Source organism: Streptomyces sp. NPDC002776, from assembly GCF_053592195.1.
This window is the reverse complement of sequence record NZ_JBSFVG010000001.1, coordinates 216,880-239,990: the sequence shown is the minus strand read 5'-3', so window position 1 is coordinate 239,990 and position 23,111 is coordinate 216,880. Positions and strand designations below refer to the sequence as shown.

The window sequence follows — 23,111 nt, the reverse complement described above, 5'->3', positions numbered from 1 at the left end:
ACTTCGTTGCCCCGGTCACTGTTGTCAATGTCCGTTGATCACGGGTCAGTTGGGGCTGAGGAGATTGGCGCGAAAGTGACGGTGCACAGGATGCGGCGGCCCCGGATCAAGCCGGAGCACCGGGCGTACCGGACGGTCGACGGCCATCTGCGGATCGGCAGCGTCGTCCACGGCATCGGTGCCGAGGTCAAGGATCCGGACGGCTGGGTGTGGACGCTGGTCGAGGCCATGGACGGCACGCGCAGCGCCGCGGACGTCGTCGCCGAGGTGACCCGCCGCCACCCCGAACTGCGGCTGCCCGCCCCCGACATCGCCCAGGCGATCACCGACCTCACCATGGCCGGTTACGTCGAGGACGCCGGCGCCCCGCCCCCCGCCGAGCTGTCCGAGGACGAACGCGAGCGCTACAGCAGGGGCATGACGCTGCAGCGCTGGATGGACCTCCGGCCGAGACAGAACCCCTGGGAGCCGCAGCTGCGGCTGCGCCGTGCCCGGGTCCTGCTGATCGGGGTCGGCGGGACGGGCGGGGCCGCCGCCCGGGACCTGGTGGCCTCCGGCGTGGGGCGGCTGCACTGCGTCGAGCCGGACGTCGTGGAGCTGTCCAACCTCAACCGGCAGACCCTCTACCGCGAGTCGGACCTCGGCGCACCCAAGATCGACGCGGCGCTGACGGCGTTGCGCGCCCTGAACCCGCACCCGACGGTCACCGGCGAACGCCGTGAGGTACGCGGCCCGGCCGACCTCGAGGAGCTGCTGGCCGACGGCTCCGGCACGGGTGCGGCGTACGACGTGCTGCTGCTGGCCGCCGACCGGCCCGCCGCCATCCGCCGCTGGGCCAACCAGGTCTGCCTGGCCTCGAACACACCCTGGGCCGAGGCCGGTTACCGCGGTCCCCTGGTGAGCGTCGGCGTCTTCACACCCGGCCGGGGCGCGTGCTGGGAGTGTCTGCGCAGCGCCGAGATCGAGCGGCGCGATCTGCGGCTCGCCCCCGGCCAGGACGAGGACGTCGCCTCGCCGCGCATGCCGTGGAACCCGGTCAACGCCGTGACCGCCGGCCTCTCCGGCAGCCTCCTCGCCCACGCCGCCCTCGCGCTGCTGTGCGGTGTCCCGCGGATCGACCCCGGATGCCGCTTCGGCCTCAACCTCATGCTGCCCGGCGACCCGGTCCTGCAGCGCGCTGACCGCCGTACCGACTGTGCCGCCTGCCGCCCGGAACCGGCGGTGAGCACCGGCCCGCAGGAGCCCGCGTGACGGACACCGCGGCGGAGGGCCGCCCCCGTATCGAGGCGTCGACCCGGGTCCGGCTGCACGACCTGGCGGTACGGCGCGACCGGGACGAGTGGATCGTGGGCCGGATGGCCACCCGCACCTTCGTCGCCCTGCCCGCCGCCGGGGCCCGCGCGGTGGAACTGCTGGGCGAGGGGCTGAGCGTGGCCCGCACGGCTCAGCGGCTGCGGGAGGAGACCGGTGAGGAGTTCGAGATCCCGGACTTCGTCAGGGATCTGACCGCGCTCGGGTTCGTGGCACGGATCGGGGACCGCCCGGTACCGGACCCCGAACCGCCGCGGGCGACCCTGCCGTGGCTGCGCCCGGCCCATGTCCGCCTCGCCCTGCACCCGGTGCTTCCGGTGCTCGTCGGCGTGCTGATCACGGCCGCCGTCGTCGTGCTGCTGCGCCGCCCCGATCTCCTTCCGGGCTACCGCGACCTGCTGTGGAGCCCGCACGGCAGCCTGGTCCTGCTCAGCGGGGCGGCGGCCGGGTGGACGCTGCTGCTGGCCCACGAGCTGGCGCACCTGGTCACCGCCCGCGCCGCGGGCGTGCCGGGGAGGATGCGACTGGGCACCCGGCTCCAGTTCCTCGTCATGCAGACCGACATCAGCGGCATCGAACTCGCCCCGCGCAGACACCGGCTGACGGCGTATCTGTCCGGCATCGCCCTCAACCTGTCCGTGGCCTCGGCCCTGATCCTGGTCCTGGCCGGGACGGACCCGGGGACGACCGCCCACCGGCTGCTCGCCGCGGCCCTGCTGCTGGCCCTGCTGCCGCTGCCCTTCCAGTGCATGGTGTTCACCAGGACCGACCTGTACTTCGTCCTCCAGGACCTCACCGGCTGCCGGGACCTGTACGGCGACGGTCTCGCCTACGCGCGCTACGCCTTCCGGCGCGCGATGCGCCCCGTGCGCCGGAAGGCGTACCGCGCCGGGACGGCCGACCCGAGCACCCGGCTGCCGCCGCACGAGCGCCGGGCCGTCCGCCTCTACAGCGTCGTCCTCGTGATCGGTACGGCGGCCTGCCTCGCCTTCATGGCCGCCGTCACCCTGCCGCTCGACATCGCCCTGCTGGTCGCCGCCGCCCGGGGTATCGGGCCGGACCACGGGCTCGCGGGCAACGCGGACTCGGCCGCGGTGCTGATCGTCCTCGGCGGGATCAACGTCCTGTGGCTGGTCACCTGGTGGCGCAATCGCCGCTCACGCCGGAGCCCGGTGTAGTTCCAGCGCGGTCACCAGATGGATCTGGGCCTCCACCCAGGCCGGGACGGCCGCCCCTCGGCCATCCCGCACAGCTTCCCCTACGAGCATCAGGCCGCGGTTGGTGGCGAGCGTGACCAGGGCCCGCTCCACCAGGGAGACGTCGCCGACGAACTTGCGGCTGATCCCGGCCGCTTCCTCCCCGACCACGAAACGGCGGGCGGCGCGCAGGGCGGCGAGCTCGCCGGTGTGCCGGACCTCGGCGGGCGGGCGCTGGAGCTGCTCCTCGGTGACGGTCACTTCGCGGTCACCTCGGTGAGGTCGGCGAGCAGCTCGGAGGCGATGACCGGATCGAGCCCCGCGAACGTGAGCCCGTTCTTCCGGTTGTGCCAGTAGTCGTCGGGCATCGTGTTCAGCCATACGGCGTTGAAGGTCTGGTCGCCGAGCATGTCGACGGCGCCGACGGCGATACCCGGGTCGAGGTCGATGACGAGGTACCGGCCCTCGTCGATCCGCCGGTGGAACCAGCGCTCCACGCCCGCGTCCTGCGGGGTGCCCCGTTCCCAGCCGCGCTTGGTGAGCCCGAGGAGCTTGCCGACCGGCACGGTGGCGCCCTCGAAGCGGGCCAGCCGCTGGTCGGCGGCCTCCTCCTCGGTCAGGGCGTGCACGGCACGGCCCAGCTGCGGGAAGGGCTGCAGGATCTCGTAGCCGGCGAACAGCTCCGACCAGGCGGCCAGTTCGGCACCCAGGTGCAGCGGATGGGCCAGCCGGACGCTCGCCTCCTCGGGCAGCGTCAGCTCGTCGTCCCGGACGTCGGCGAACGTACGGTCCTCCGCGACCCGGAACGCCGTCACCGCGCCGTCGGCCTCACCGAGCCAGACCAGCCGCCGCACCAGATGCCACACCAGCGGATGGGCGACGAACAGGTCCCGGAACTCCCCGGCCGTCCAGGTGCGCTGCGACACCATCGCCGCCTCCAGCCGCCGTACCTGGTCGGCGGCGACCGTACGGACGTCCTTCTTCAGCGCGGCGAACCGCTTGCGCTCGGCCGGGGCCAGCTCCGGGTCGTCCTTGGCGGCCGGGGCGGGCAGGGCCTTGCGGTGCTTGCCGTCGGCGTCGCGGACGTAGGGCCGCAACTGCTCGTCGAAGCCGACCGTGAACCGCCGGGTGCCGTAGTCGATGACCGTGCTGCCGTCCGCGTCCAGCCCGAAGTCCGGCACCAGCCGGTCGCCCAGCTGCTCGGCGCTCAGCCCGAGTCCCTCGGCGACCTCGGCGATCTTCTCCTGGGCGCGGGTCTTCAGCGCCTTGAACGGCACCCGCTGGGCGATGCCGTGCAGATGCAGCAGCGCCACATCGCTGCCGATCGCGGCGAGGACGTTCAGCCCCTCCACCGCGCGGTGGTGGGCGGACTCGCCGGGCCAGGCGCGCACCACGGGCGTGAGCCGCCGTACGGTCTCGTCGTCGCCGAGCCAGCCCAGGGCGTGCAGCGCCCAGCTCTCCTTCGGGGGCATGCCGGCCAGCCGCCACTGCTCGAACAGGCCCCAGGCGAACGCGGCGAGCGAGTCGGCGGTGCAGTGCTCGGTCAGCACGTCGAGGCCGGGGTAGACATCGCCGGGCTTGGACAGCGCGAGGACGGTGAGCGCGTTGCGCACCGCGTCGGCGGGCAGGGCGCCGCCCTCCTTGAGCAGGATCTGCGGCATCAGCGCGGGCTCGGCCCAGGCGCCGACGGCCGGCATCCGCGCGGGCAGGGCGCTCTCCAGCGGATCGGCGGCCAGCGCCTCGGCGACGATGTCCGCCGTCTCAGGCCCGCATTCGGCGGTGGCCGCCAGCACGGCCTCGCGGCCGTGGGCGTCCGCCAGCAGGCGCAGCGCCCGCTCGGCGCCCCGCCGGGCGATCCCGGCCTTGCCCACCGCGTGCGGGAGCAAATAGGGGACCGTGGCGAGGCCGTGCCGCTTCAGCCAGGCGCGGGCAAAGGCGTCGGCGGACTTCAGCCGGGCCAGCCAGTCGCTGACCAGAGCGGCGGCCCCGACGCTGAGATACGGCATGACCAGCATGCTCAGGGTGGCCGGGTGCCGGGTCGCGGCGCGCAGCATCAGCGGCAGGGCGTCCGTCCCGAACCGCGCGGCCACCGGCTTCAGCGCTGCCTCGCCGTCCCAGTAGTCCTCGGGGGCGCAGTGCGCCAGCAGCGGGCGGACCACGTCCGCGGGCGCGGTGACGAACAGCCGGGCCGCGCGGACGTCCGCCAACTGCCCGCCGTTCTGCAGGGCGTTGATCTCCTCCTTCCATTCGTACGTGCCCCGCCACTTGGAGTACCAGGAGGTGACCCCGGCCCAGCGCTGCTGCTCGTCGGGCTGCCAGACGACCCGCGGCTCCGGAACGAGAGGCGCCTCCGCCGCCACGCGCGCCTTCGCGGCCTTGCGCTGCTTCGCCCACGGCGGGCTGACCAGCAGCGCGGGCAGGGCCTCGGCCGGCGCCTCGGCCACCCGGTCCCGGCGGGCGAGCCGCGGCTCGACGTACTCGGCCACGTGCGCGGGAAGTCGGGGCAGCACCGCCGCGGTCAGCTCCGGGTGCGCCTGGATGTGCGCGGCCAGCAACTGCCCCACCATCGAGGCGTTCTTGGCCGTACCGGTCGCCGCCGCCCCCATCAGTCGCAGCGCGCGCACGGGCCAACGCCGCATCGCCTCCATCAGATACGGCCGTACGTTCTTGTCCTCGACGCGGGCCAGCAGCACCCGGAACGCCTCGTCCGTCGGCAGTTCCACCAGGGCGGCCGAGAAGGTGCGCACCCGGTCGGAGCCGTACGCCTGCTCGACGCCCTGCTCCAGCACGGGTGCGATGTGCCCGCCCACGCCCTCGGCGAGCGAGGCCACCATCGGCATCCCCCAGTCGTTCCAGCCGAGGCGGAAGGAGGTGCCCACCACACGGTCGAGCTGCCCGGGGGAGTTCAGCGAGCACAGCAGCATGGCGCGCAGGGTCTCGTCGATCGTGTCCGCGTCCGCGCAGGCGTCCTCGACCCAGTCGTGCTCGGTGGGCACGACGTACGACACGACGACCCGGCGGCGCACGCTGTCCCGGCACTTCTCCAGCACGGTCACGGCCTGCCGGTAGGCGTCCTCGTCGGCCACGGCCAGCAGGTCGCGCAGCCGGTCGGCGAAAGCGCGGGCCCAGTGGCCGTCCGCGGTGGTCCCGCCGACGCGGAAGCCGATCCAGGGGTCCTGCCGCTGCGAGCCGTACTGGATCCAGTGCGGCTCGACGTCGAAGTACTCCACCACGGCCCGCGCGGCGAAGGGCAGGCCGTACTCAGTGGCCCAGGCGTCCACGAACACGCCCTCGGGCAACTGGTAGTGCATGGTCAGCGACGCCAGGGCGGCAGCCCCGAGCGGGTTGCGACTGCCGTTCAGATGCGCACTCAGGGCCTCGACGATCCGCGGCTCGCTCTGCGGGGCGGCGAGCATCTCCTCGATCCAGCCGGCCTCCTCCTTGCGGCGGCGGGCGACCGACTCCAGGGCGTCCGCACGCAACGGAGGCACCGTACGCGGGATCCCGCCGCGCCGCGGGTGGACGAGCCGGCGCCAGGAGGCCGGCATGACGAAGGTGTCCTCGTCCGGAGCCTGCGCCGGGTCGGCAACCGCCGCGGTGGCCGCCGCCCGCTCGGCAACCATCACCTCCTGGTACCCCTTGCGCTCCTTCTCCGCGATCAACTTCGCCAGATACGCCTCGGCCGCCTCCGCCGAGGCCAGCTCCTTCGGCTGTGTGCGCCCCTGCGTCCCGACCCGTCCGTAGCGCACGGTGACCGTCGTCCCCTCGGCCTCCGCCTCCCAGAACTTCGCCGAGCCGTCACCCGCAAACTCCCAGCGCCGCACAGCCCCTCCCCTCCGTCCGGCCCCCCGGCCGACCGCTCGATCATCTGGCTGTCACCGTAGCCGCCCCCACTGACAGTGACCGTCCGCAGCCCGCGGCGCCCGAACCCCGGGCACTTGAACGGCTGGGGGCCCGTCACGGCCCCCGCCCGTCACAGCCCCCCGACCACCCGCGCGCACACCTCCGCATACGCCCGTACCGCCGCCCGCCCCCCGTCCTCCCGTCGCCATGCCAGCGCGTACCGGCTCGGTGAGAGCCCCCGCACCGGACGGGTCGTCACCCCGCCCAGCGTGATCAGCGGAGCGTTCCCGGTGGCGACCAGGCAGACCCCGAGCCCCGCCACCAGCGCCTCGTACGTCTCCTCCGTCCCCGCGATCTCCGCGCCGATCAGGGGCGGACGCCCCGCGCGTTCGTCCATCGCGAGCCAGTGGTCCCGCAGCGGCCCCGCGCTCGGGGGCAGCGCGAGGAACGGCTCCTCGAAGAGGTCGGCGAGGTCGATCTCCGCGTGCCCGGCGAGCCGGTGGCGCTCCGGGAGGGCGACCAGCCGGGGCTCCTCGGCGACCACGACCCAGTCGTAGCGGCCCGCGTCGGGCAGCGGCAGCCACACGAAGGCCACGTCCGCCTCACCGTCCGCGAGCCCCGCCGTGGGATCGTCCCAGCTCACCTGGCGCAGCCGCAGCACGGTGTCCGGGTGCGCGGCCGTGAACCGGGACCGGACCGCGGGCAGCAGTCCGCCGCGTCCGGGACTGGTGCTCATCCCCACCACCAGCGTCCCGCGCGCCGCGGCCCGCGCCGATTCCAGCGCCGCCGACCCGTCCGTCCAGGCGTCCAGCACTCGCCGGGCGTGCGGCAGCAGGGCCGTACCGGCCGGGGTGAGCGTGACGCCCCCCGGCCCCCGGTGGAACAGCGCCACGCCCAACTGCCGTTCCAGCGCGCGCACCTGCTTGCTGAGGGCGGGCTGGGAGACGTACAGGCGCTCGGCGGCGCGGGTGAAGTGCAGTTCGTCCGCCACCGTCACGAAGTAGCGGAGGTCGCGCACATGAACGTCCGTCGTCATGCCCATCGGTTATCACCGTAGGTCTTGGACGGGCAACTCGCCCATCCCGCAGCCTTGTTCACGCAAGCCGACTGCGACTGACGGGACCACGGGGAGCTGTGATGAACAAGGTGTGGCTGATCACGGGTGCGAGCAGCGGGTTCGGCCGGGCGATCGCCGAGGCGGCGCTGGCGGAGGGCGATGTGGTGGTCGGCGCGGTACGGCGCCCGGAGGCGCTGGACGAGCTGGTGGCCGCCCATCCGGACCAGGTGGAGGCGCTGCGCCTGGACGTCGGCGACACCGCCGCCGCCGAGGCCGCGGTCCGGGACGTCCTCGCTCGGCACGGGCGGATCGACGTCCTGGTCAACAACGCGGGCCGCACCCACGTGGGCGCCTTCGAGGAGACCACCGAGCAGGAGCTGCGGGACCTGTTCGACGTGCACGTCTTCGGACCGGCCGCCCTCACCCGCGCCGTGCTGCCGCACATGCGGGAGCGGCGGTCCGGGGCGATCGTGCAGATGAGCAGCATGGGCGGGCAGATGTCCCTGGCGGGCTTCTCCCTGTACAGCGGGACGAAGTTCGCCCTGGAGGGCATGTCCGAGGGACTCGCCGACGAGGTCGCCGAGTTCGGGATCAAGGTGCTGATCGTGGAGCCGGGTGCCTTCCGCACCTCGCTCTTCGCGGCGGACCGGGCCGGGGCCAGCGCGGACAGCGGGCTGTACCCGAAGGTGAGCCGGACCCGCGGCTTCGTCTCCGGCGGCGACGGCTCCCAGCCCGGTGACCCGGCGAAGGCCGCGGCCGCCGTCCTGGCCGCGCTCCGGGCCGAGCGGACCCCGCTGCGGCTGCCGCTGGGAGCCGACGCGGTGGACGCCGTGCTCGGTCATCTGGACCAGGTGCGCGAGGACGTCGTCGCCTGGGAGAAGCACACCCGCGCGACCGCGTTCGACGAGTAGGAACAGCCCGGACAGAGAGCAGGAACCGCCGGGACGGACGGGCGGGAACAGCCGGGACGAGGGCCCTGCGCGGGATGACCGCGTGTCATGTCTGGCACATGGCACGTGTGTTACGTCCGTGCAGGGCCCTTGTGCAATTCCTGTGGAAGCCTCAATCTTTCGGCGGGTGCACCGAGTCCGCCCGGGATGCAAGTTGACATGATCACGCCCATTCGGGCGGACTTCGGCGTGCCTGCACCGCCCCCCACCAGCGCACCACCGATTGAGGAGGACCCCTCAGATGGCAGTGATGCGTTCTACCCGGCGAAGACTGGCCGCGATCAGTGTGGCCGCCTCCGCGGTCCTGACCGCGGGTCTCGTCTCCGCCCTCCCCGCCGGCGCCGCCCCGACCGCCGACGAGGGCCGTGTCCTGTACGCGGGCGCGGCCAACGCCGTGGCCGAGAGCTACATCGTGACCCTGAAGCCGGAGGCCCGCGCGGGCTCGGCCGAAGGCCGGGCGCTCGCCAAGAAGTACGGCGCCGACATCGAGCGCACCTACACGAAGGCGCTCAACGGCTACGCGGTGGACGCCTCCGCGGCCGAGGCGAAGAAGTTCGCCGCCGACCCGGCCGTCGCCTCCGTCGTGCAGAACCGTACCTTCAGCATCACCGCGACCCAGCCGAACCCGCCCTCCTGGGGCCTGGACCGGGTCGACCAGCGCAACCTCCCGCTGAACAGCTCGTACACCTACCCGGACACGGCCGGGCAGGGCGTGACCGCGTACGTCATCGACACCGGCGTCCGCATCACCCACAGCGACTTCGGCGGCCGTGCCTCCTACGGCTACGACGCCGTCGACAACGACAACACCGCCCAGGACGGCCACGGCCACGGCACGCACGTGGCGGGCACGGTCGCCGGTACCGCCTACGGCGTCGCCAAGAAGGCGCGGGTCGTCGGCGTCCGGGTGCTGAACAACTCCGGTTCCGGTACGACCGCGCAGGTCGTCGCCGGTATCGACTGGGTCGCCCGGAACGCGGTCAAGCCGGCCGTCGCCAACATGTCCCTCGGCGGCGGGGCGGACACCGCGATCGACACCGCGGTCCGCAACGCCATCGCCTCCGGCGTCACCTTCGCCGTGGCGGCGGGCAACGAGTCCACGAACGCCTCGACCAGGTCCCCCGCCCGCGTGACGGAGGCCATCACGGTCGGCGCCACGACCTCCTCGGACGCGAGGGCCAGCTACTCCAACTACGGCACGGTCCTCGACCTGTTCGCGCCCGGCTCGTCCATCACCTCGGCGTGGAGCACCAGCGACACCGCCACCAACACCATCTCCGGTACGTCGATGGCGACCCCGCACGTGGCCGGCGCGGCAGCGCTCCACCTGGCCGCCAACCCCGCGGCCACCCCCGCGCAGGTCGCCTCGGCCCTGACGACAGCGGCCACCCCGAACGTCGTCACCAGCCCCGGCACCGGCTCGCCCAACCGGCTGCTCCACGTCGGCGGTGGCACCACGAACCCGCCCGGACCGCGCTTCGAGAACACCGGTGACTACACGATCGGCGACAACGCCACGGTCGAGTCCCCGGTGACGGTCTCCGGCGTCTCCGGCAACGCGCCCTCCGCGCTGGCGGTCCAGGTCAACATCGTCCACACCTACATCGGTGACCTCCAGGTCCAGCTGATCGCCCCCGACGGCACGGCCTACACCCTCAAGGCCTACGGCACCGGCGGCAGCGCGGACAACATCAACACCACGTACACGGTGAACGCCTCCTCCGAGGCCGCCAACGGCACGTGGAAGCTCCGGGTCAGCGACAACGCCACCTACGACACCGGGCGGATCGACGCCTGGGCGCTCCAGTTCTGACGCTCACCGTTCGCTGAAACTCGTCCTCGTCGCACGGCCTGGGATCCGTTCCCCGGCCCGCGGCGAGGACGAGTCGCGTTTCCGGGCACGGCGAAAAAGGGCTGCCTGGATCGTCCCCTTTGCGGCCCGCATTCCGCGCCCGCCCCGGCCGCGCTTACCATGCGCGTGCATTCCGTCGTACGTCAGTTCCGCGCCGCCCGGCCCCGCAGCCCGGCCCCGCCGCCCGAAACAGGAGCACGGTCCTCGTGTCGATACCCCCGCCCCACGGGCCCTACCAGCCACCCGGGCCCCAGGACCCCGCGGGACCCCAGGGACCGTACCCGCCGGGCCCGTACGCGCCGTACCCCTACCACCCGTACGGGCCTTACGGCCGTCCCGCGCCCGTGAACGGCGTCGCCATCGCCGCCCTGGTCCTCGGCATCCTCTGCTTCCTGCCGGCCGTGGGCCTGGTCCTCGGTCTGGTGGCGCTCGGTCAGATCAAGAAGAAGGGCGAGCGCGGCAAGGGGATGGCGATCGCCGGTTCCGTGCTGTCGTCCGTCGGGCTCGCCCTGTGGACGGTGACGCTGTCCACCGGTGTCGCCTCCGACGCCTGGGAGGGCTTCAAGGACGCGGCGAGCGAGGACGGCACCGCCTACGCCCTCGCCGAGGGCGACTGTTTCGACTCCCCGTCCGGCTCCCTGGAGGGCGCCACCTATGACGTGGAGGAGGTGCCGTGCGCCGGCCGGCACGACGGCGAGGTGTTCGCCGTCGTCACGCTGCCCGCCGGACCGTTCCCGGGCGACGACTCGGTGACCCGGACCGCCGAGGACAAGTGCTACGCGCTGGAAGCCGAGTACGCCATGGACCCCTGGGCCGTACCGGACGACGCGGGCGTCTCCTATCTCGTCCCGACCAGCCGGAGCTGGCGCTTCGGCGACCGCGAGATCACCTGCCTGTTCGGCAGCACCGACGACGAGGGCACCCTCACCGGTTCGCTGCGCAACGACGAGACCACCCTGGACGCGGACCAGATCGCCTTCCTGAAGACCATGAAGGCCGTCGACGACGTGCTCTACGAGGAGCCGGAGGACTTCCCCGAGGACGACCTGCCGGTCAACCAGGACTGGGCGAAGGACGTCGAGGCCGTGCTCGGCGAGCAGATCGAGGCGCTGGAGGCACACGGCTGGCCGTCCGCGGCCGAGGAGCCGGTCGCCGGCCTGGTCGCGGAGATGGAGGACGCCCGCACGTCCTGGGAGAAGGCGGCCGCCGCGGGGGACGCGGACACCTTCTACGAGCACTACGACACCGGCTGGGAGTACGTCGACGGCCCGACGACAGTCACCGCGCGCGAGGCTCTGGGCCTCGCCACCACCGTGCCGTCCTACGACGAGGAGTACGACGACGGGAGCGAGAGTCCGGGCAGCGGGGGACTCGATGTGTGATCGCGGCTATAGCGGGGAGAAAGTGCCTGCGTAAAGGCTGCTGCGGGCAGAAGTCATCACATCGAGTGATTCTCTGGCCTTTGCTTGCATGGCACAACCCACGGTTGCCACGCTGTTGCTGTCTGTACAACCTGATGGGAGCGGCCAGTGACATTCGGTGAGCAGCCGGCGTACCTGCGTGTCGCGGGTGATCTCCGCAAGAAGATCGCCGACGGTTCGCTGCCACCGCACACCCGCCTCCCCTCCCAGGCGAGGATCCGCGAGGAGTACGGCGTATCGGACACCGTCGCCCTGGAGGCGCGCAAGGTGCTGATGGCCGAGGGCCTGGTCGAGGGCCGCTCCGGCTCCGGGACGTATGTGCGCGAGCGCCCGGTGCCCCGCCGGATCGCCCGCTCCGGGTACCGCCCCGCCGGCGGGGCCACGCCGTTCCGGCAGGAGCAGGCCGACGGCGCGGCGCGCGGCACCTGGGAGTCCAGCAGTGAGCAGGCCGAGGCGAGCGTGGCGGTCGCCGAGCGGCTCGCCATCAAGCCCGGCGACCGGGTCATGTGCACCCGCTATCTCTTCCGCGAGGCCGGTGAGGCGATGATGCTCTCCACCTCCTGGGAGCCCCTCGCGGTCACCGGCCGCACCCCCGTGATGCTGCCCGAGGAGGGCCCGCTCGGCGGCATGGGCGTCGTCGAGCGGATGCGCGCCATCGACGTCATCGTCGACAACGTCACCGAGGAGGTCGGCGCCCGCCCCGGCCTCGCCGAGGAATTGCACGCCCTCGGCGGCGTCCCCGGCCATGTCGTCGTCGTCATCCAGCGCACCTACTACGCCTCCGGCCGCCCCGTGGAGACCGCCGATGTGGTCGTCCCCGCTGACCGCTACCGGATCGCCTACCACCTGCCCGTGAAGTAGCGCACAACCCCGGGGCAGTTGCCCCCGGCACCGACCCAACCCGCGCCCGTTCCACGGGGGTTGGAATCTGGTCGTTCTCGCAGGTCGTCCCCGATGTGTCCGGCATGCCGCTGACTTGATGCGTCGGCGTGCGCGGGGGGCGCGGTCGACCCCGTGCGCCCCCTGTGCCCTGGCCGGTTGCGTACCTCTTTGTAAAAAGCCGTATTCGCTGCGTAAAGGTTAGGCGTAGGCTCGGGCATATGCGGATTGCGGTTTCCTTGGCGGGCGGGGCACGGCACAGGCCGCGAGCGGGACTCGGGCCCGGTGCGGGAAGGAGCGGTGGGGCGTGATGAACGACAGCACGATCACTCTTCCCTGGCTCGTCATACGACAGGACGACAACGGCAATCGGTACCGCGTGGGCCGGTACGCGACCCGGGCCGAGGCCCAGAAGACCGCGGACAGCCTCGACTCCCGCGGCCACAAGCAGCTCTACTGGGTCGAGCGGATCGCCCAAGGGGGCACCGACACCGCCGACTGAGGTGCGCCCCCCGGTTCCCGTAGGCTCCGGCGCATGACGGAACCGATCGTGGTGGTGGGAGCCGCCCTCCTGGACGACGGCCGCCTCCTCGCCGCGCGCCGCAGCGCCCCGCCCGAGCTGGCCGGCCGCTGGGAACTCCCCGGCGGCAAGGTGGAACCGGGCGAGACCCCGCAGGCGGCCCTGGTCCGCGAACTGCGCGAGGAACTCGGCGTGGAGACGGAACCGCTGGAGCGGGTCCCGGGCGAGTGGCCGCTGCGCGCCCCGTACGTCCTGCAGATCTGGACGACCCGCCTCCGCCCGGGCTCCCCGGCCCCGCAGCCCCTCCAGGACCACGACGACCTGCGCTGGCTGACTCCCGCGGAACTGTGGGACGTGGAGTGGCTGACCCAGGACGTCCCGGCGGTACAGCAGATCGAAGGGCGCCTGGGACTCCCTTAGGGGCGCGGGGAACTGCGACAAGCCACGACGGCGCCGCACGCGCACCACCACACCACCCCGAGTTCGCAGGCGCACTCGGAACACGGCGTACGCCGTTCGTGCTCCAACGCCCCCATCCCGGCGATACGAGCTCCCAAAAATCGGGTATGTGCCCATTAACCCCGTGAAATAGGACACGCTGCCTGGGAAGTGATCGGTGTGATCGACACCGAAGGCGACTGCGTCGAGTGGACCTTCTCCGCCGAACCGGGCGCCGTCCGTGCCGCCCGTTCCGCCGTCCGCGGCCGACTGCACGACTGGGACCTGGACAGCCTCGCCGACATCGCGGCCCTCCTGGTCAGTGAACTCGTCACCAACGCCCTGCGGCACGCCACCGGCCCCATCGGCGTCCGCCTGGTCCGCCCCGCCCGTCTGGGCGGTGTCCTGCTGGTCGAGGTCTCCGACCCGATCCCCGGCTTCCCGCGCGAACGGATCGCGGCCCCCGAGGACGAGAGCGGCCGCGGTCTGCAGTTGGTCGCCCATTCCTCGCGCCGCTGGGGTACCCGCCCCGGGGGCGCCGGGAAGACGGTCTGGTTCGAGCTCGCGGTGCCCTGAAACGGGTCCGGACGCTGTACGGTCCGCCGGGCCCTGTAGACGGACTGGTTCAGGCCACTGGCGGCTGTCCGAGTCGGTGATTCGACAGCGTGTCGGCTGGTTAGAAGAGTGGAAGTGTTTCCGCGGTCCGGTCCAAAAACGATCGGGAACGTGCTGTGATCGTGAACACCGTGTCGTGCGGCGCCGTAGTGCTGGATACTGCGGGCAGCCGCCTCCGGTGACCGGTGCCGGACGCGGTGAGCTGGAGGGGACGGTTCGCGTGAGCGAGATACCAGCGAAGGCCACGGAGTCCGAGGACCCGTCGGGCGGCGCGAGGGCGGCGGCCACGGCTGCCGACAGGGGCGCCGCGGCCGACGTGACGCGCGCCTCCGGCGACGAACCGGCCTCCGACGGCATCTGGCAGAGCAGCCCGCCCGGCTCCATGTACGACTACATCCGGGTCGCGTCCTTCTCCATCGGCCCCGACGGTCTCGTCGAGCAGTGGAGCCTGCGCGCCGAGCAGCTGTTCGGCATCCCCGCGGAGCGCGCCGTCGGGATGGACCCCATCGCGGCGTTCATCGATCCCGACCGGCGCGAGCAGGGCCACCGCAAGATGGCGGAGATCCTGGACGGCCGGGAGTGGACCGGAGTCGTCCCCTTCCGCAAGCCGGACCCGGAGACCGGCGGGCGCGGCGAGGAGGCGCTCGCCGAGGTCTACGTCATGCCGACGCGGACCGAGGAGGGCGAGAAGGCGGCCGTCTGCATCGTCGTCGATGTGCGCACCCTGCGCAGGATCGAGACCGACCTCGCCGCCTCGCAGGCGATATTCGGCCAATCTCCCTTCGGCTTCCTGCTGATCGACACCGACCTGCGGGTGCGCCGCGCCAACCAGCGGTTCGCCTCGCTCTTCGGCGGCACCCCCGACGACCACCGGGGCAAGGGCGTCCACGACTATCTGCCGAGGCCGGAGGCGGATCGGGTCACCGCCACCCTGCGCCGGGTGCTGGAGACCGGCGACTCCATCACGGACATGCACGTCACCGGCTTCCTGCCCGAGTCGGACGAGCGCCGTCACTGGTCCATCAACCTCTACCGGGTGCACAGCGGCTCCGGCCGGCCCATCGGCATCGCCTGGCTCGGAACCGACATCACGGCCCGTCGGGCCGCCGCCCGCGAGGCCGCCGCGGCACGGCGCAATCTCGCCCTGCTGAACGAGGCCGGCGCCCGGATCGGGAACTCCCTCGACCTGGAGACCACGGCCCGCGAACTGCTCGACGTCGTCGTCCCCGGCTTCTGCGACCTGGCCACGGTCGACCTCTACCAGGGCCTGCTGGCCGGCGACGAGACCCCGCCCGGGCTCGCCGACGGCAGCGCGGAACTGCGCCGGGTGGCCTTCGCCAGCGCGGTCTCCGACGCGCCCTTCGTCGGTGGCGGCGCGGCGGTCGCGGTCGGCGCGGTCCATCACTACCCCTTCAACTCCCCGTGCGCGGACGCCCTGCGCACCGCCCGCCCGCGGTCCGTGCCCGCGGAGGAGGGCGGGCTCGTGCAGTCCACGCTGGCGGTGCCGATGGTCGCCCACGACACCGTCGTAGGGCTGGCGCAGTTCTCCCGGACCAAGGGCAGTGAGCCGTTCGGGGACCGGGACCGGGATCTGGCGGTGGAGCTGGCGGCGCGGGCGGCGGTGTGCATCGACAACGCCCGGCTGTACCGCAGGGAGCACGAGCGGGCGCTGATACTGCAGCGGTCCCTGCTGCCGCCGGGCGACCCGGTCGCCGCGGGGCTGGACATCGCCTGCCGCTATCTGCCGGGCGCCTCCTCCGCGGACCGGCCGAGCGAGGTGGGCGGCGACTGGTTCGACGTGATCGAACTACCGGGACACCGTACGGCGTTGGTGGTCGGCGACGTGATGGGGCGCGGCCTGCGCGCCGCGGTGGCGATGGGCGAACTCCGCTCGGCCGTACGGACCTTGGCACTGCTGGACCTGGAACCGGCGGAAGTGCTCAGCGCGTTGGACGAGATCGCGCGGGGCCTCGGTGCGCCGGGAGGCGTCCAGCAGGCGACCCGCGCCGCGCGCCGCCCCCGCGAGGCCGACCTGTCCGAGGTCTACCTGGCGACCTGCGTGTACGCGGTCTACGACTCGGTGACCCGTCGCTGCACCTTCGCCAACGCGGGCCATCTGCCGCCCGTCCTGGTCGAGCCGGGCGAGGACGCGCTGATGCTGGACGTACCGCCGGGCATGCCGCTCGGGGTGGGCGGGGAGCCCTTCGAGGAGGTGGAGGTCGAACTGCCCGAAGGCGCGCTGCTGGCGCTCTACACCGATGGACTGGTCGAAAGCCGTGACCACCCCCTGGACGAGGGCCTGCAAGCCTTCGTCGGCGCCCTGACGGACCCTTCCCGCCCCCTGGAGGACGTCTGCGACCACGTCCTCAACACCCTCGACACCCACCACGGCGAGGACGACATCGCCCTGCTCATGGCCCGGGTCCAGGGCCTGCCCGCCGACTCCGTCGGCGACTGGACGCTGCCGCGCGAGCCGCGCAGCGTGGGCCGGGCCCGTGAGCACGCCCGCGGCCGGCTCCAGAGCTGGGACCTGGAGCCCCTGGTCGACACGACGGAACTCCTGGTCAGCGAGCTGGTGACGAACGCGTTGCGCTACGGCGAGGGCGACATCCGCCTCCGCCTCCTCCTCGACCGCACCCTGGTCTGCGAGGTCTGGGACGCCGGCCTGGTCCAGCCCCGCCGCCGCAGGGCCCGCGACACGGACGAGGGCGGCCGGGGCCTGCAGCTGGTGGGCCTGCTGAGCGCGGCCTGGGGCTCCCGCCGCACCCCCCGCGGCAAGACGGTCTGGTTCGAACTCCCCCTCCCCGACGGCGAAACAGGCCTCACAGACCCAGCAGAGGCCCTCCTGAGCCTCTTCTGACCCTCACCGGCGGAGTGCGAAAGCCGGCGGCGGTGAGGCCGGGGGCCGGGTAAGGGCCCCACGCCGGTCACTCGCGGCGGGTGTGGGTGTGGGGGCCGCCGTAGCTTGGGGGTGTCGGGGTGGGTGGGTCGTGGGCTTGGGCCGCCAGTTCGCGGGCTCGGCGGGCCAGGGCGTCGGCGGTGAGGTGGTCGGTGAGGCCGGGGTTGGTGGTGAGGAGGCGCCGGGCCTCCGCCAGCCGGGTGCGGGGAGTGCAGCCCGCCGCGCGGTGCGTGGCGATGTGGTCCTCCGCCGCCTCGGTGGAGCTGCGGGCCAGAAGCGCCGCGGCGGCCGCCAGCACCCCGGCCCGCCCGTCCGCGACCGGCACGACACCCCGCACGATCCGCCGCAGGGCGTCCATCGGGTCGTACGGCCCCCCGGTCACCTCTTCCCGTACCTCCGCCAGGACACCGTCCGCATGGCTGATCCGGGCGTCGGAGCGGCCCCGCTCCCGCGCCCCGGCGATCTCGGCCTCCCCGCCGGTCAGCGCGGGCGCGACGAGCCCCGCCGCGGTCGCCAGCTCCGCCGCACGGCGCTCGACGCCGTCGATGAGCACGGCGGCCTGGGCGACGGCTCCCTCGGCGGCCCGCAGGTTCCGTACGGCCCGCGCCGTCTCGCCCAGGTCCGCGCCCTGCCGGGCCTCGTTGAGCCGGGAGGTCGCGCACACCAGCCGGTCCTTGGCCAGCTCGACGTAACCGGACACCTCGGCCCCGGCCGCGGGACCGTACCGCTCGCCGAGCTCGACGAGCGTGGCGTCCGCGCTTCCCGTACGGGCGGTCAGTTCCCGGAACCGGGCCTCCGCGACCTCCAGCGCGCCGCGCGTATCCCCCTCCAGCCCGCGCAGCTGATCGAACCCGGCCGCCTCCGCGTCCAGCCGTCGCCCCGCCTCCTCGCACCGCCCGACGATCCCCGCGAGCACCTGGCGCCGCCGGGTCTCGTCCTCCGGGACGCCGTCGTCGTAGCGCTGCCGCATGCGGAAGGCGGAGGCCAGCTCGGTCTCGGCGTCGTGCAGGGCCCGCGCCCAGGGCGCCACGGCCTCGGCCCCCGCCCGGGCCTCGGCGAAGGAGAGCTCCTCCCGGCTGGTGCGCACCCATTCGTCGGCGTCGACGAGGAGCTGCCGCGCCCGTTCGTCGAGCTCGGCGAGGGGCGGACCGGCCGTCCGGGCGGGCTCACCGCCGGGAGTGGTCCGGGTGCGCGCCCGCCGGGTGCGCCGCAGATAGCCGTACCCGGCGACCGCCACGGCGGCCACGGCCGCGACGAGCGGCAGCACGAGATCACCGGCGGCGGAGTCCGCCGGTTCCTGCTGGGCGGAGGCGCTCGCCAGGGGCCGCTGCGAGCCGACCGCGACCGGAGCCTTCGGCCCCGACGTCATCCCCGGCCACACCAGCCACGCCACGGCGATCAGCACACCCACCACGGCATGCGCCACCAGCACGGATATCCGCCCCGTGGCCCGCCGAGGCCGGCCCCGGATCAAGGGTGAGGTCACCTTTCGGAGCGTATGAGGAGGAATCCGAGTACGCGACCGGGGGCGTCCGGGACACGGGCGGCGAAACCTGGGTGAGGTGAACATGTCGTGACCGGAACGTCATATGTGATTTAACTCGACGCACCCTTTTGTTTGTTGTGGAGGGGCTATGAGCGACCTACCGTCCACCAATGCGAACGCTAATCACCAGCAAGGCCGCTCGACGGGCCCTGCGTCCGATCGTTCAGCTGATCGACCAGCGCATCGAGCGACAGGTCCGCCGCCATGTCGAGATCGCCTCGAAGGACGCGCTCCAGAAGGAACTGAGAACGCTGCGCAACCGGCAGCGTCCCCTGGAGCTGTTCTTCGACGGCACCGGGCGGGGCGCGTCCCGGCTGCCCTCGGCCTCCCATCTCAACACCACCATCTCCGAGCTGGAGCAGGTCACCGGCGCCGAACGGCAGGCCTGCGAGCGCACGGTCGCCCAGGCGTTCCGGCTGCTCATCGCGCTGGAGGCGCTCGGCGTCGGACGGATCGCCGGCGGCACCATGAACATCGTCGGCAAGCTCTCCGCGGTCCCGCTGCTCGACGCCCCGAACGACGAGATCCTCGAGATCGGCACTCTGTACGGGATGTTCGGCGCCGCGCTCATCCGGATGTCGGAGCGTGCCGGGCGGGCGCCGAGCCTGACCATCGTCGACCCGCTCGCCGGGACCCAGCTCCAGCCCGGCGCGACCATGGGCCACGACGCCTCCGGCACCCCGGTCGACCTGGCCGCCGTGCGCACCAATCTGAGCCTCGCCGGAGCGGCCGGTGCCGCCGCCCGCATCCAGCCCGGCTTCTCCGAGGACCCGGAGGTCAGGTCCCTGGTCTCGGACCGTTCCTACGGCGTGGTCATCGTCGACGGCGACCACTCCGCCGCCGGTGTCGCCGCCGACCTGGAGTGGGCGGAGCAGATCGTCGCACCGGGCGGGATCGTCGTACTCGACGACTTCGGGCACCCCAAGTGGCCCGGGATCAAGGAGGCGTTCGAGAAGCACATGATCACGGACACCCGGTTCAGGTTCCTGGGCCAGGTGGCGCACTCGGGGTACCTGCGGGCCGCCTCAGCCTGAGGACGCGGGCCGCCGCCGGATCTTGTTCCCCAGCCACACCAGCGGGTCGTACTTGCGGTCCACGGCCCGCTCCTTCAACGGGATCAGCGCGTTGTCCGTGATCTTGATGCCCTCGGGGCAGACCTCCGTACAGCATTTCGTGATGTTGCAGTAACCGAGGCCGTGTTCGTCCTGGGCGCTGCTCTTGCGGTCCAGGCCGGACTCGGCGGCGGCGTCCAGCGGGTGCATGTCCAGCTCCGCCACCCGCATCAGGAAGCGCGGCCCGGCGAACGCCTGCTTGTTCTCCTCGTGGTCACGGACCACATGGCAGGTGTCCTGGCACAGGAAGCACTCGATGCACTTGCGGAACTCCTGTGAGCGGTCCACGTCCTCCTGCATCATCCGGTACTCGCCGGGGCCGACCCCCTCGGGCGGCACGAAGGCCGGGATCTCGCGCGCCTTGGTGTAGTTGAAGCCGACGTCCGTGACGAGATCCCGGACGACCGGGAAGGCGCGCAGCGGAGTGACGGTGATCGTCTCCTCGCGGTCGAACACCGACATCCGCGTCATGCACAGCAGCCGCGGCCGGCCGTTGATCTCCGCCGAGCACGAACCGCACTTGCCCGCCTTGCAGTTCCAGCGGACGGCGAGATCCGGGGCCTGGGTGGCCTGGAGGCGATGGATGATGTCCAGCACCACCTCGCCGTCGTTCACCTCGATCCTGAAGTCCTCGAGGCCGCCGCCGCCGACGTCACCCCGCCACACCTTGAAGCGGGCCTCGTAGCTGCTCACTCGTACAGCTCCTCTTCGGCGAGGTACTTGACCAGCTCCTCCTTGTCGAAGAGGGCGAGCAGGTCCGGGCGGATGGGGTCGGTGTGCTCGCGGCCGAGGTCGATCTGGCCGCGCTCCGGGTCGGTCGCCGCGAGACCGCCGGTGGGGTCGGCCAGCCGGCACAGCAGGTTGACGTTGCGCCAGGTGCGCTCCATGCCGGGATGGTCCTCGCGGGTGTGGCCGCCGCGCGACTCGGTGCGCTCCAGCGCGGCCCGCGCCACGCACTCGCTGACCAGCAGCATGTTCCTGAGGTCCAGGGCGAGGTGCCAGCCCGGGTTGAACTGCCGGTGCCCCTCGACCCCGGCCCGCCGGGCCCGGACCCGCAGCTCGGCCAGCTTCTCCAGCGCGTGCGCCATCTCGCCCTCGCGGCGGATGATGCCGACCAGGTCGTTCATGGTCTGCTGGAGCTCCTGGTGGAGGGTGTACGGGTTCTCCGGCGCGGCCTCGTCGGGGCTCTCCGCGGAGAAGGGGCGCAGCGCCTCGGCCGCCGCGGCGTCCACCTGGGCGTCGTCCACCTCGGGGCGCTCCACGGCGAGGGCCGCCGCGTACTCGGCCGCGTGCCAGCCCGCCCGGCGCCCGAACACCAGCAGGTCGGAGAGCGAGTTGCCGCCGAGCCGGTTGGAGCCGTGCATCCCGCCCGCGACCTCACCGGCCGCGAACAGCCCCGGCACCCCGCGGGCCGCCGCCGTGTCGGACTCGACCGCGATCCCGCCCATCACGTAGTGGCAGGTCGGCCCGACCTCCATCGCCTCGGCCGTGATGTCCACGTCCGCCAGCTCCTTGAACTGGTGGTACATGGACGGCAGCCGGCGCTTGATCACCTCGGCGGGCATCCGCGTCGAGACGTCCAGGAACACCCCGCCGTGCGGGGAGCCGCGGCCCGCCTTCACCTCGGAGTTGATCGCACGGGCCACCTCGTCGCGGGGGAGCAGTTCGGGAGGGCGCCGGTTGTTGTCCGGGTCCTCGTACCAGCGGTCGCCCTCTTCCTCGGACTCGGCGTACTTCTCCTTGAAGACGTCCGGGACGTAGTCGAACATGAACCGCTTGCCCTCGGAGTTCCGCAGCACCCCGCCGTCGCCGCGGACGGACTCCGTGACGAGGATGCCCTTGACCGAGGGCGGCCAGACCATGCCCGTCGGGTGGAACTGCACGAACTCCATGTTCAGCAGCGGCGCTCCCGCGAGCAGCGCCAGCGCGTGGCCGTCGCCGGTGTACTCCCACGAGTTCGACGTCACCTTGAAGGACTTGCCGATGCCACCGGTGGCGATCACCACGGCGGGCGCTTCCAGCACGAAGAAACGGCCGGTCTCACGGTCGTAGGCGAAGACGCCCGAGACGCGGCCCGCGGCGGAGCCGCTATGGGATGCTGTGTCTTTCAGCACCCTCGTGACCGTGCACTCCTGGAAGACCTTCAGCCGGGACTCGTAGTCGCCGGTCTCCTTGAAGTCCTGCTGCTGCAGGGACACGATCTTCTGCTGCAGCGTGCGGATGAGCTCCAGGCCGGTGCGGTCGCCGACGTGCGCGAGCCGGGGGTACTCGTGGCCGCCGAAGTTGCGCTGGGAGATCCGGCCGTCCTTCGTACGGTCGAACAGGGCGCCCCAGGTCTCCAGCTCCCACACCCGGTCCGGGGCCTCCTGCGCGTGCAGTTCGGCCATCCGCCACTGGTTGAGGAACTTGCCGCCGCGCATGGTGTCGCGGAAGTGGACCTGCCAGTTGTCGTGCTCGTTGGCGTTGGCCATGGCGGCGGCGATGCCGCCCTCGGCCATCACCGTGTGCGCCTTGCCGAACAGCGACTTGCAGATCACCGCCGTACGGGCGCCCCGCTCGCGTGCCTCGATGGCCGCCCGGAGGCCCGCACCCCCGGCACCGACCACGACGACGTCCCACTCCTGCCGGTCCACCACGGACATCAGAACAACCTCGGATCGTCGAAGGCACCGGACGCGACGAGATAGACGTAGAAGTCGGCGAGCGCCACGCTCACCAACGACGACCAGGCGAGCAGCATGTGCCGGGCGTTGAGCTTGCCGACCCACTGCCACATCCGGTAGCGCACGGGATGCTTGGAGAAGTGCTTGAGCTTGCCGCCGACGATGTGCCGGCAGGAGTGGCAGGAGATCGTGTACGCCCAGATCAGCACGATGTTGACGAGGAACACTAGGGTGCCGAGGCCCATGTGGCCCCACGCGTAGTGCTCGTCGCGGAAGGTCAGCACGGTGTCGTACGTCAGGATGCCGGCGACCGGGATCGCGGCGTAGAAGAAGTACCGGTGGATGTTCTGCAGGATCAGCGGGAAGCGGGTCTCACCGGAGTACTTCTTGTGCGGCTCGGCCACCGCGCAGGCCGGTGGGGAGGCCCAGAAGCCCCGGTAGTAGGCCTTGCGGTAGTAGTAGCAGGTCAGCCGGAAGCCCAGCGGGAAGATCAGGATCAGGACGGCGGGCGAGAGGCCCCACCAGCTGCCGAAGATCTCCCAGTTGGGGCCGTTGCGCATCGGCTCGCAGTTCTCCGCGAGGCAGGGGGAGTAGAACGGCGAGACATAGGGCGCCGCGTAGTAGTCGGCGTTGGCGAACGCGCGCCAGGTCGAGTAGACGATGAACGCCAGCAGACCGGCCGCGGTGGCGGCGGGCGCCAGCCACCAGCGGTCGGTCCGCAGATGCGGGGCGGTGATCGCGGCGCGCGTACCGCTGCGTACACCGCCGCTGTTCAGATGGGGTTCCGTACCAGTGGCCAACGTTTGACT

At 72.4% G+C, this 23,111-nt stretch carries 18 protein-coding genes; 11 read left to right on the top strand and 7 right to left on the bottom strand.

Annotation, left to right across the window (positions count from 1 at the left end):
- Nucleotides 1–75: 75 nt before the first annotated feature.
- A complete protein-coding gene (locus ACWD11_RS01095; protein ID WP_451280533.1) occupies nucleotides 76–1,251 on the top strand; it encodes a HesA/MoeB/ThiF family protein in 1,176 nt (391 codons plus the stop codon).
- Nucleotides 1,248–2,489, top strand: a complete 1,242-nt coding sequence (locus tag ACWD11_RS01090; RefSeq protein ID WP_451280531.1) for a hypothetical protein — start codon at nucleotides 1,248–1,250, stop codon at nucleotides 2,487–2,489. The genes ACWD11_RS01095 and ACWD11_RS01090 overlap by 4 nt, the downstream gene beginning before the upstream one ends.
- Here ACWD11_RS01090 and ACWD11_RS01085 read toward each other — a convergent pair.
- From ACWD11_RS01085 to ACWD11_RS01075, 3 genes are all read right to left on the bottom strand, one after another.
- Nucleotides 2,469–2,768 (bottom strand): hypothetical protein, encoded by a 300-nt coding sequence (locus ACWD11_RS01085; RefSeq protein WP_389415125.1) that lies wholly within the window; start codon nucleotides 2,766–2,768, stop codon nucleotides 2,469–2,471. The two genes, ACWD11_RS01090 and ACWD11_RS01085, sit on opposite strands and share 21 nt — an antisense overlap.
- Nucleotides 2,765–6,331 (bottom strand): WGR and DUF4132 domain-containing protein, encoded by a 3,567-nt coding sequence (locus tag ACWD11_RS01080; protein ID WP_451280529.1) that lies wholly within the window; start codon nucleotides 6,329–6,331, stop codon nucleotides 2,765–2,767. The genes ACWD11_RS01085 and ACWD11_RS01080 overlap by 4 nt, the downstream gene beginning before the upstream one ends.
- Before the next feature lie 149 nt (nucleotides 6,332–6,480).
- Nucleotides 6,481–7,392 carry a LysR family transcriptional regulator gene (locus ACWD11_RS01075; RefSeq protein WP_451280527.1) on the bottom strand — a complete coding sequence of 304 codons (912 nt, stop codon included), beginning with the start codon at nucleotides 7,390–7,392 and terminating at the stop codon, nucleotides 6,481–6,483.
- A 95-nt stretch (nucleotides 7,393–7,487) separates the two neighbouring features.
- On the opposite strand from ACWD11_RS01075, the gene ACWD11_RS01070 reads away from it, so the two are divergent.
- From ACWD11_RS01070 to ACWD11_RS01035, 8 genes are all read left to right on the top strand, one after another.
- The gene (locus ACWD11_RS01070; RefSeq protein ID WP_451280525.1) at nucleotides 7,488–8,318 is read left to right on the top strand and encodes an oxidoreductase; all 831 of its coding nucleotides are present in this window, start codon (nucleotides 7,488–7,490) and stop codon (nucleotides 8,316–8,318) included.
- A gap of 280 nt (nucleotides 8,319–8,598) precedes the next feature.
- A complete protein-coding gene (locus tag ACWD11_RS01065; protein ID WP_389415121.1) occupies nucleotides 8,599–10,170 on the top strand; it encodes a S8 family peptidase in 1,572 nt (523 codons plus the stop codon).
- 245 nt (nucleotides 10,171–10,415) lie between these two features.
- Nucleotides 10,416–11,591: a DUF4190 domain-containing protein gene (locus tag ACWD11_RS01060; protein ID WP_451280523.1), complete on the top strand. Its 1,176-nt coding sequence runs from the start codon at nucleotides 10,416–10,418 to the stop codon at nucleotides 11,589–11,591.
- A gap of 147 nt (nucleotides 11,592–11,738) precedes the next feature.
- The gene (locus tag ACWD11_RS01055) at nucleotides 11,739–12,491 is read left to right on the top strand and encodes a GntR family transcriptional regulator (protein ID WP_389415119.1); all 753 of its coding nucleotides are present in this window, start codon (nucleotides 11,739–11,741) and stop codon (nucleotides 12,489–12,491) included.
- Between the two features lie 328 nt (nucleotides 12,492–12,819).
- On the top strand, nucleotides 12,820–13,011 hold the full coding sequence (locus ACWD11_RS01050) for an SPOR domain-containing protein (protein WP_389415118.1): 192 nt from the start codon (nucleotides 12,820–12,822) through the stop codon (nucleotides 13,009–13,011).
- A gap of 33 nt (nucleotides 13,012–13,044) precedes the next feature.
- Complete coding sequence (locus ACWD11_RS01045; protein ID WP_389415117.1) at nucleotides 13,045–13,449, top strand: (deoxy)nucleoside triphosphate pyrophosphohydrolase; 405 nt, start codon at nucleotides 13,045–13,047, stop codon at nucleotides 13,447–13,449.
- 168 nt (nucleotides 13,450–13,617) lie between these two features.
- Complete coding sequence (locus tag ACWD11_RS01040) at nucleotides 13,618–14,043, top strand: ATP-binding protein (RefSeq protein WP_389415622.1); 426 nt, start codon at nucleotides 13,618–13,620, stop codon at nucleotides 14,041–14,043.
- Nucleotides 14,044–14,302: 259 nt separating this feature from the next.
- Complete coding sequence (locus ACWD11_RS01035; RefSeq protein WP_389415116.1) at nucleotides 14,303–16,942, top strand: SpoIIE family protein phosphatase; 2,640 nt, start codon at nucleotides 14,303–14,305, stop codon at nucleotides 16,940–16,942.
- Nucleotides 16,943–17,009: 67 nt separating this feature from the next.
- On the opposite strand, the gene ACWD11_RS01030 is transcribed toward ACWD11_RS01035, so the two are convergent.
- Complete coding sequence (locus ACWD11_RS01030) at nucleotides 17,010–18,467, bottom strand: hypothetical protein (protein ID WP_389415115.1); 1,458 nt, start codon at nucleotides 18,465–18,467, stop codon at nucleotides 17,010–17,012.
- 170 nt (nucleotides 18,468–18,637) lie between these two features.
- Here ACWD11_RS01030 and ACWD11_RS01025 point away from each other — a divergent pair, with 170 nt between their 5' ends.
- Nucleotides 18,638–19,561 carry a class I SAM-dependent methyltransferase gene (locus ACWD11_RS01025; protein WP_451280519.1) on the top strand — a complete coding sequence of 308 codons (924 nt, stop codon included), beginning with the start codon at nucleotides 18,638–18,640 and terminating at the stop codon, nucleotides 19,559–19,561.
- On the opposite strand, the gene ACWD11_RS01020 is transcribed toward ACWD11_RS01025, so the two are convergent.
- From ACWD11_RS01020 to ACWD11_RS01010, 3 genes are read right to left on the bottom strand one after another with little or no spacing between them, the layout of a single operon-like run.
- Nucleotides 19,553–20,332 carry a succinate dehydrogenase/fumarate reductase iron-sulfur subunit gene (locus tag ACWD11_RS01020; RefSeq protein ID WP_389415113.1) on the bottom strand — a complete coding sequence of 260 codons (780 nt, stop codon included), beginning with the start codon at nucleotides 20,330–20,332 and terminating at the stop codon, nucleotides 19,553–19,555. The genes ACWD11_RS01025 and ACWD11_RS01020 overlap by 9 nt on opposite strands.
- Complete coding sequence (locus ACWD11_RS01015; RefSeq protein ID WP_451280517.1) at nucleotides 20,329–22,281, bottom strand: fumarate reductase/succinate dehydrogenase flavoprotein subunit; 1,953 nt, start codon at nucleotides 22,279–22,281, stop codon at nucleotides 20,329–20,331. Before ACWD11_RS01015 ends, ACWD11_RS01020 begins: the two co-directional genes overlap by 4 nt.
- Nucleotides 22,281–23,102, bottom strand: a complete 822-nt coding sequence (locus ACWD11_RS01010) for a hypothetical protein (RefSeq protein WP_389415111.1) — start codon at nucleotides 23,100–23,102, stop codon at nucleotides 22,281–22,283. Before ACWD11_RS01010 ends, ACWD11_RS01015 begins: the two co-directional genes overlap by 1 nt.
- Nucleotides 23,103–23,111: the final 9 nt, after the last annotated feature.

Coding starts and splice junctions, on each gene's coding strand:
- ACWD11_RS01075 (WP_451280527.1), bottom strand. CDS start 7,392: ATGGGCATGACGACGGACGTTCATGTGCGCGACCTCCGCTACTTCGTG.
- ACWD11_RS01070 (WP_451280525.1), top strand. CDS start 7,488: ATGAACAAGGTGTGGCTGATCACGGGTGCGAGCAGCGGGTTCGGCCGG.
- ACWD11_RS01065 (WP_389415121.1), top strand. CDS start 8,599: ATGGCAGTGATGCGTTCTACCCGGCGAAGACTGGCCGCGATCAGTGTG.
- ACWD11_RS01050 (WP_389415118.1), top strand. CDS start 12,820: ATGAACGACAGCACGATCACTCTTCCCTGGCTCGTCATACGACAGGAC.
- ACWD11_RS01045 (WP_389415117.1), top strand. CDS start 13,045: ATGACGGAACCGATCGTGGTGGTGGGAGCCGCCCTCCTGGACGACGGC.
- ACWD11_RS01025 (WP_451280519.1), top strand. CDS start 18,638: ATGCGAACGCTAATCACCAGCAAGGCCGCTCGACGGGCCCTGCGTCCG.
- ACWD11_RS01015 (WP_451280517.1), bottom strand. CDS start 22,281: ATGTCCGTGGTGGACCGGCAGGAGTGGGACGTCGTCGTGGTCGGTGCC.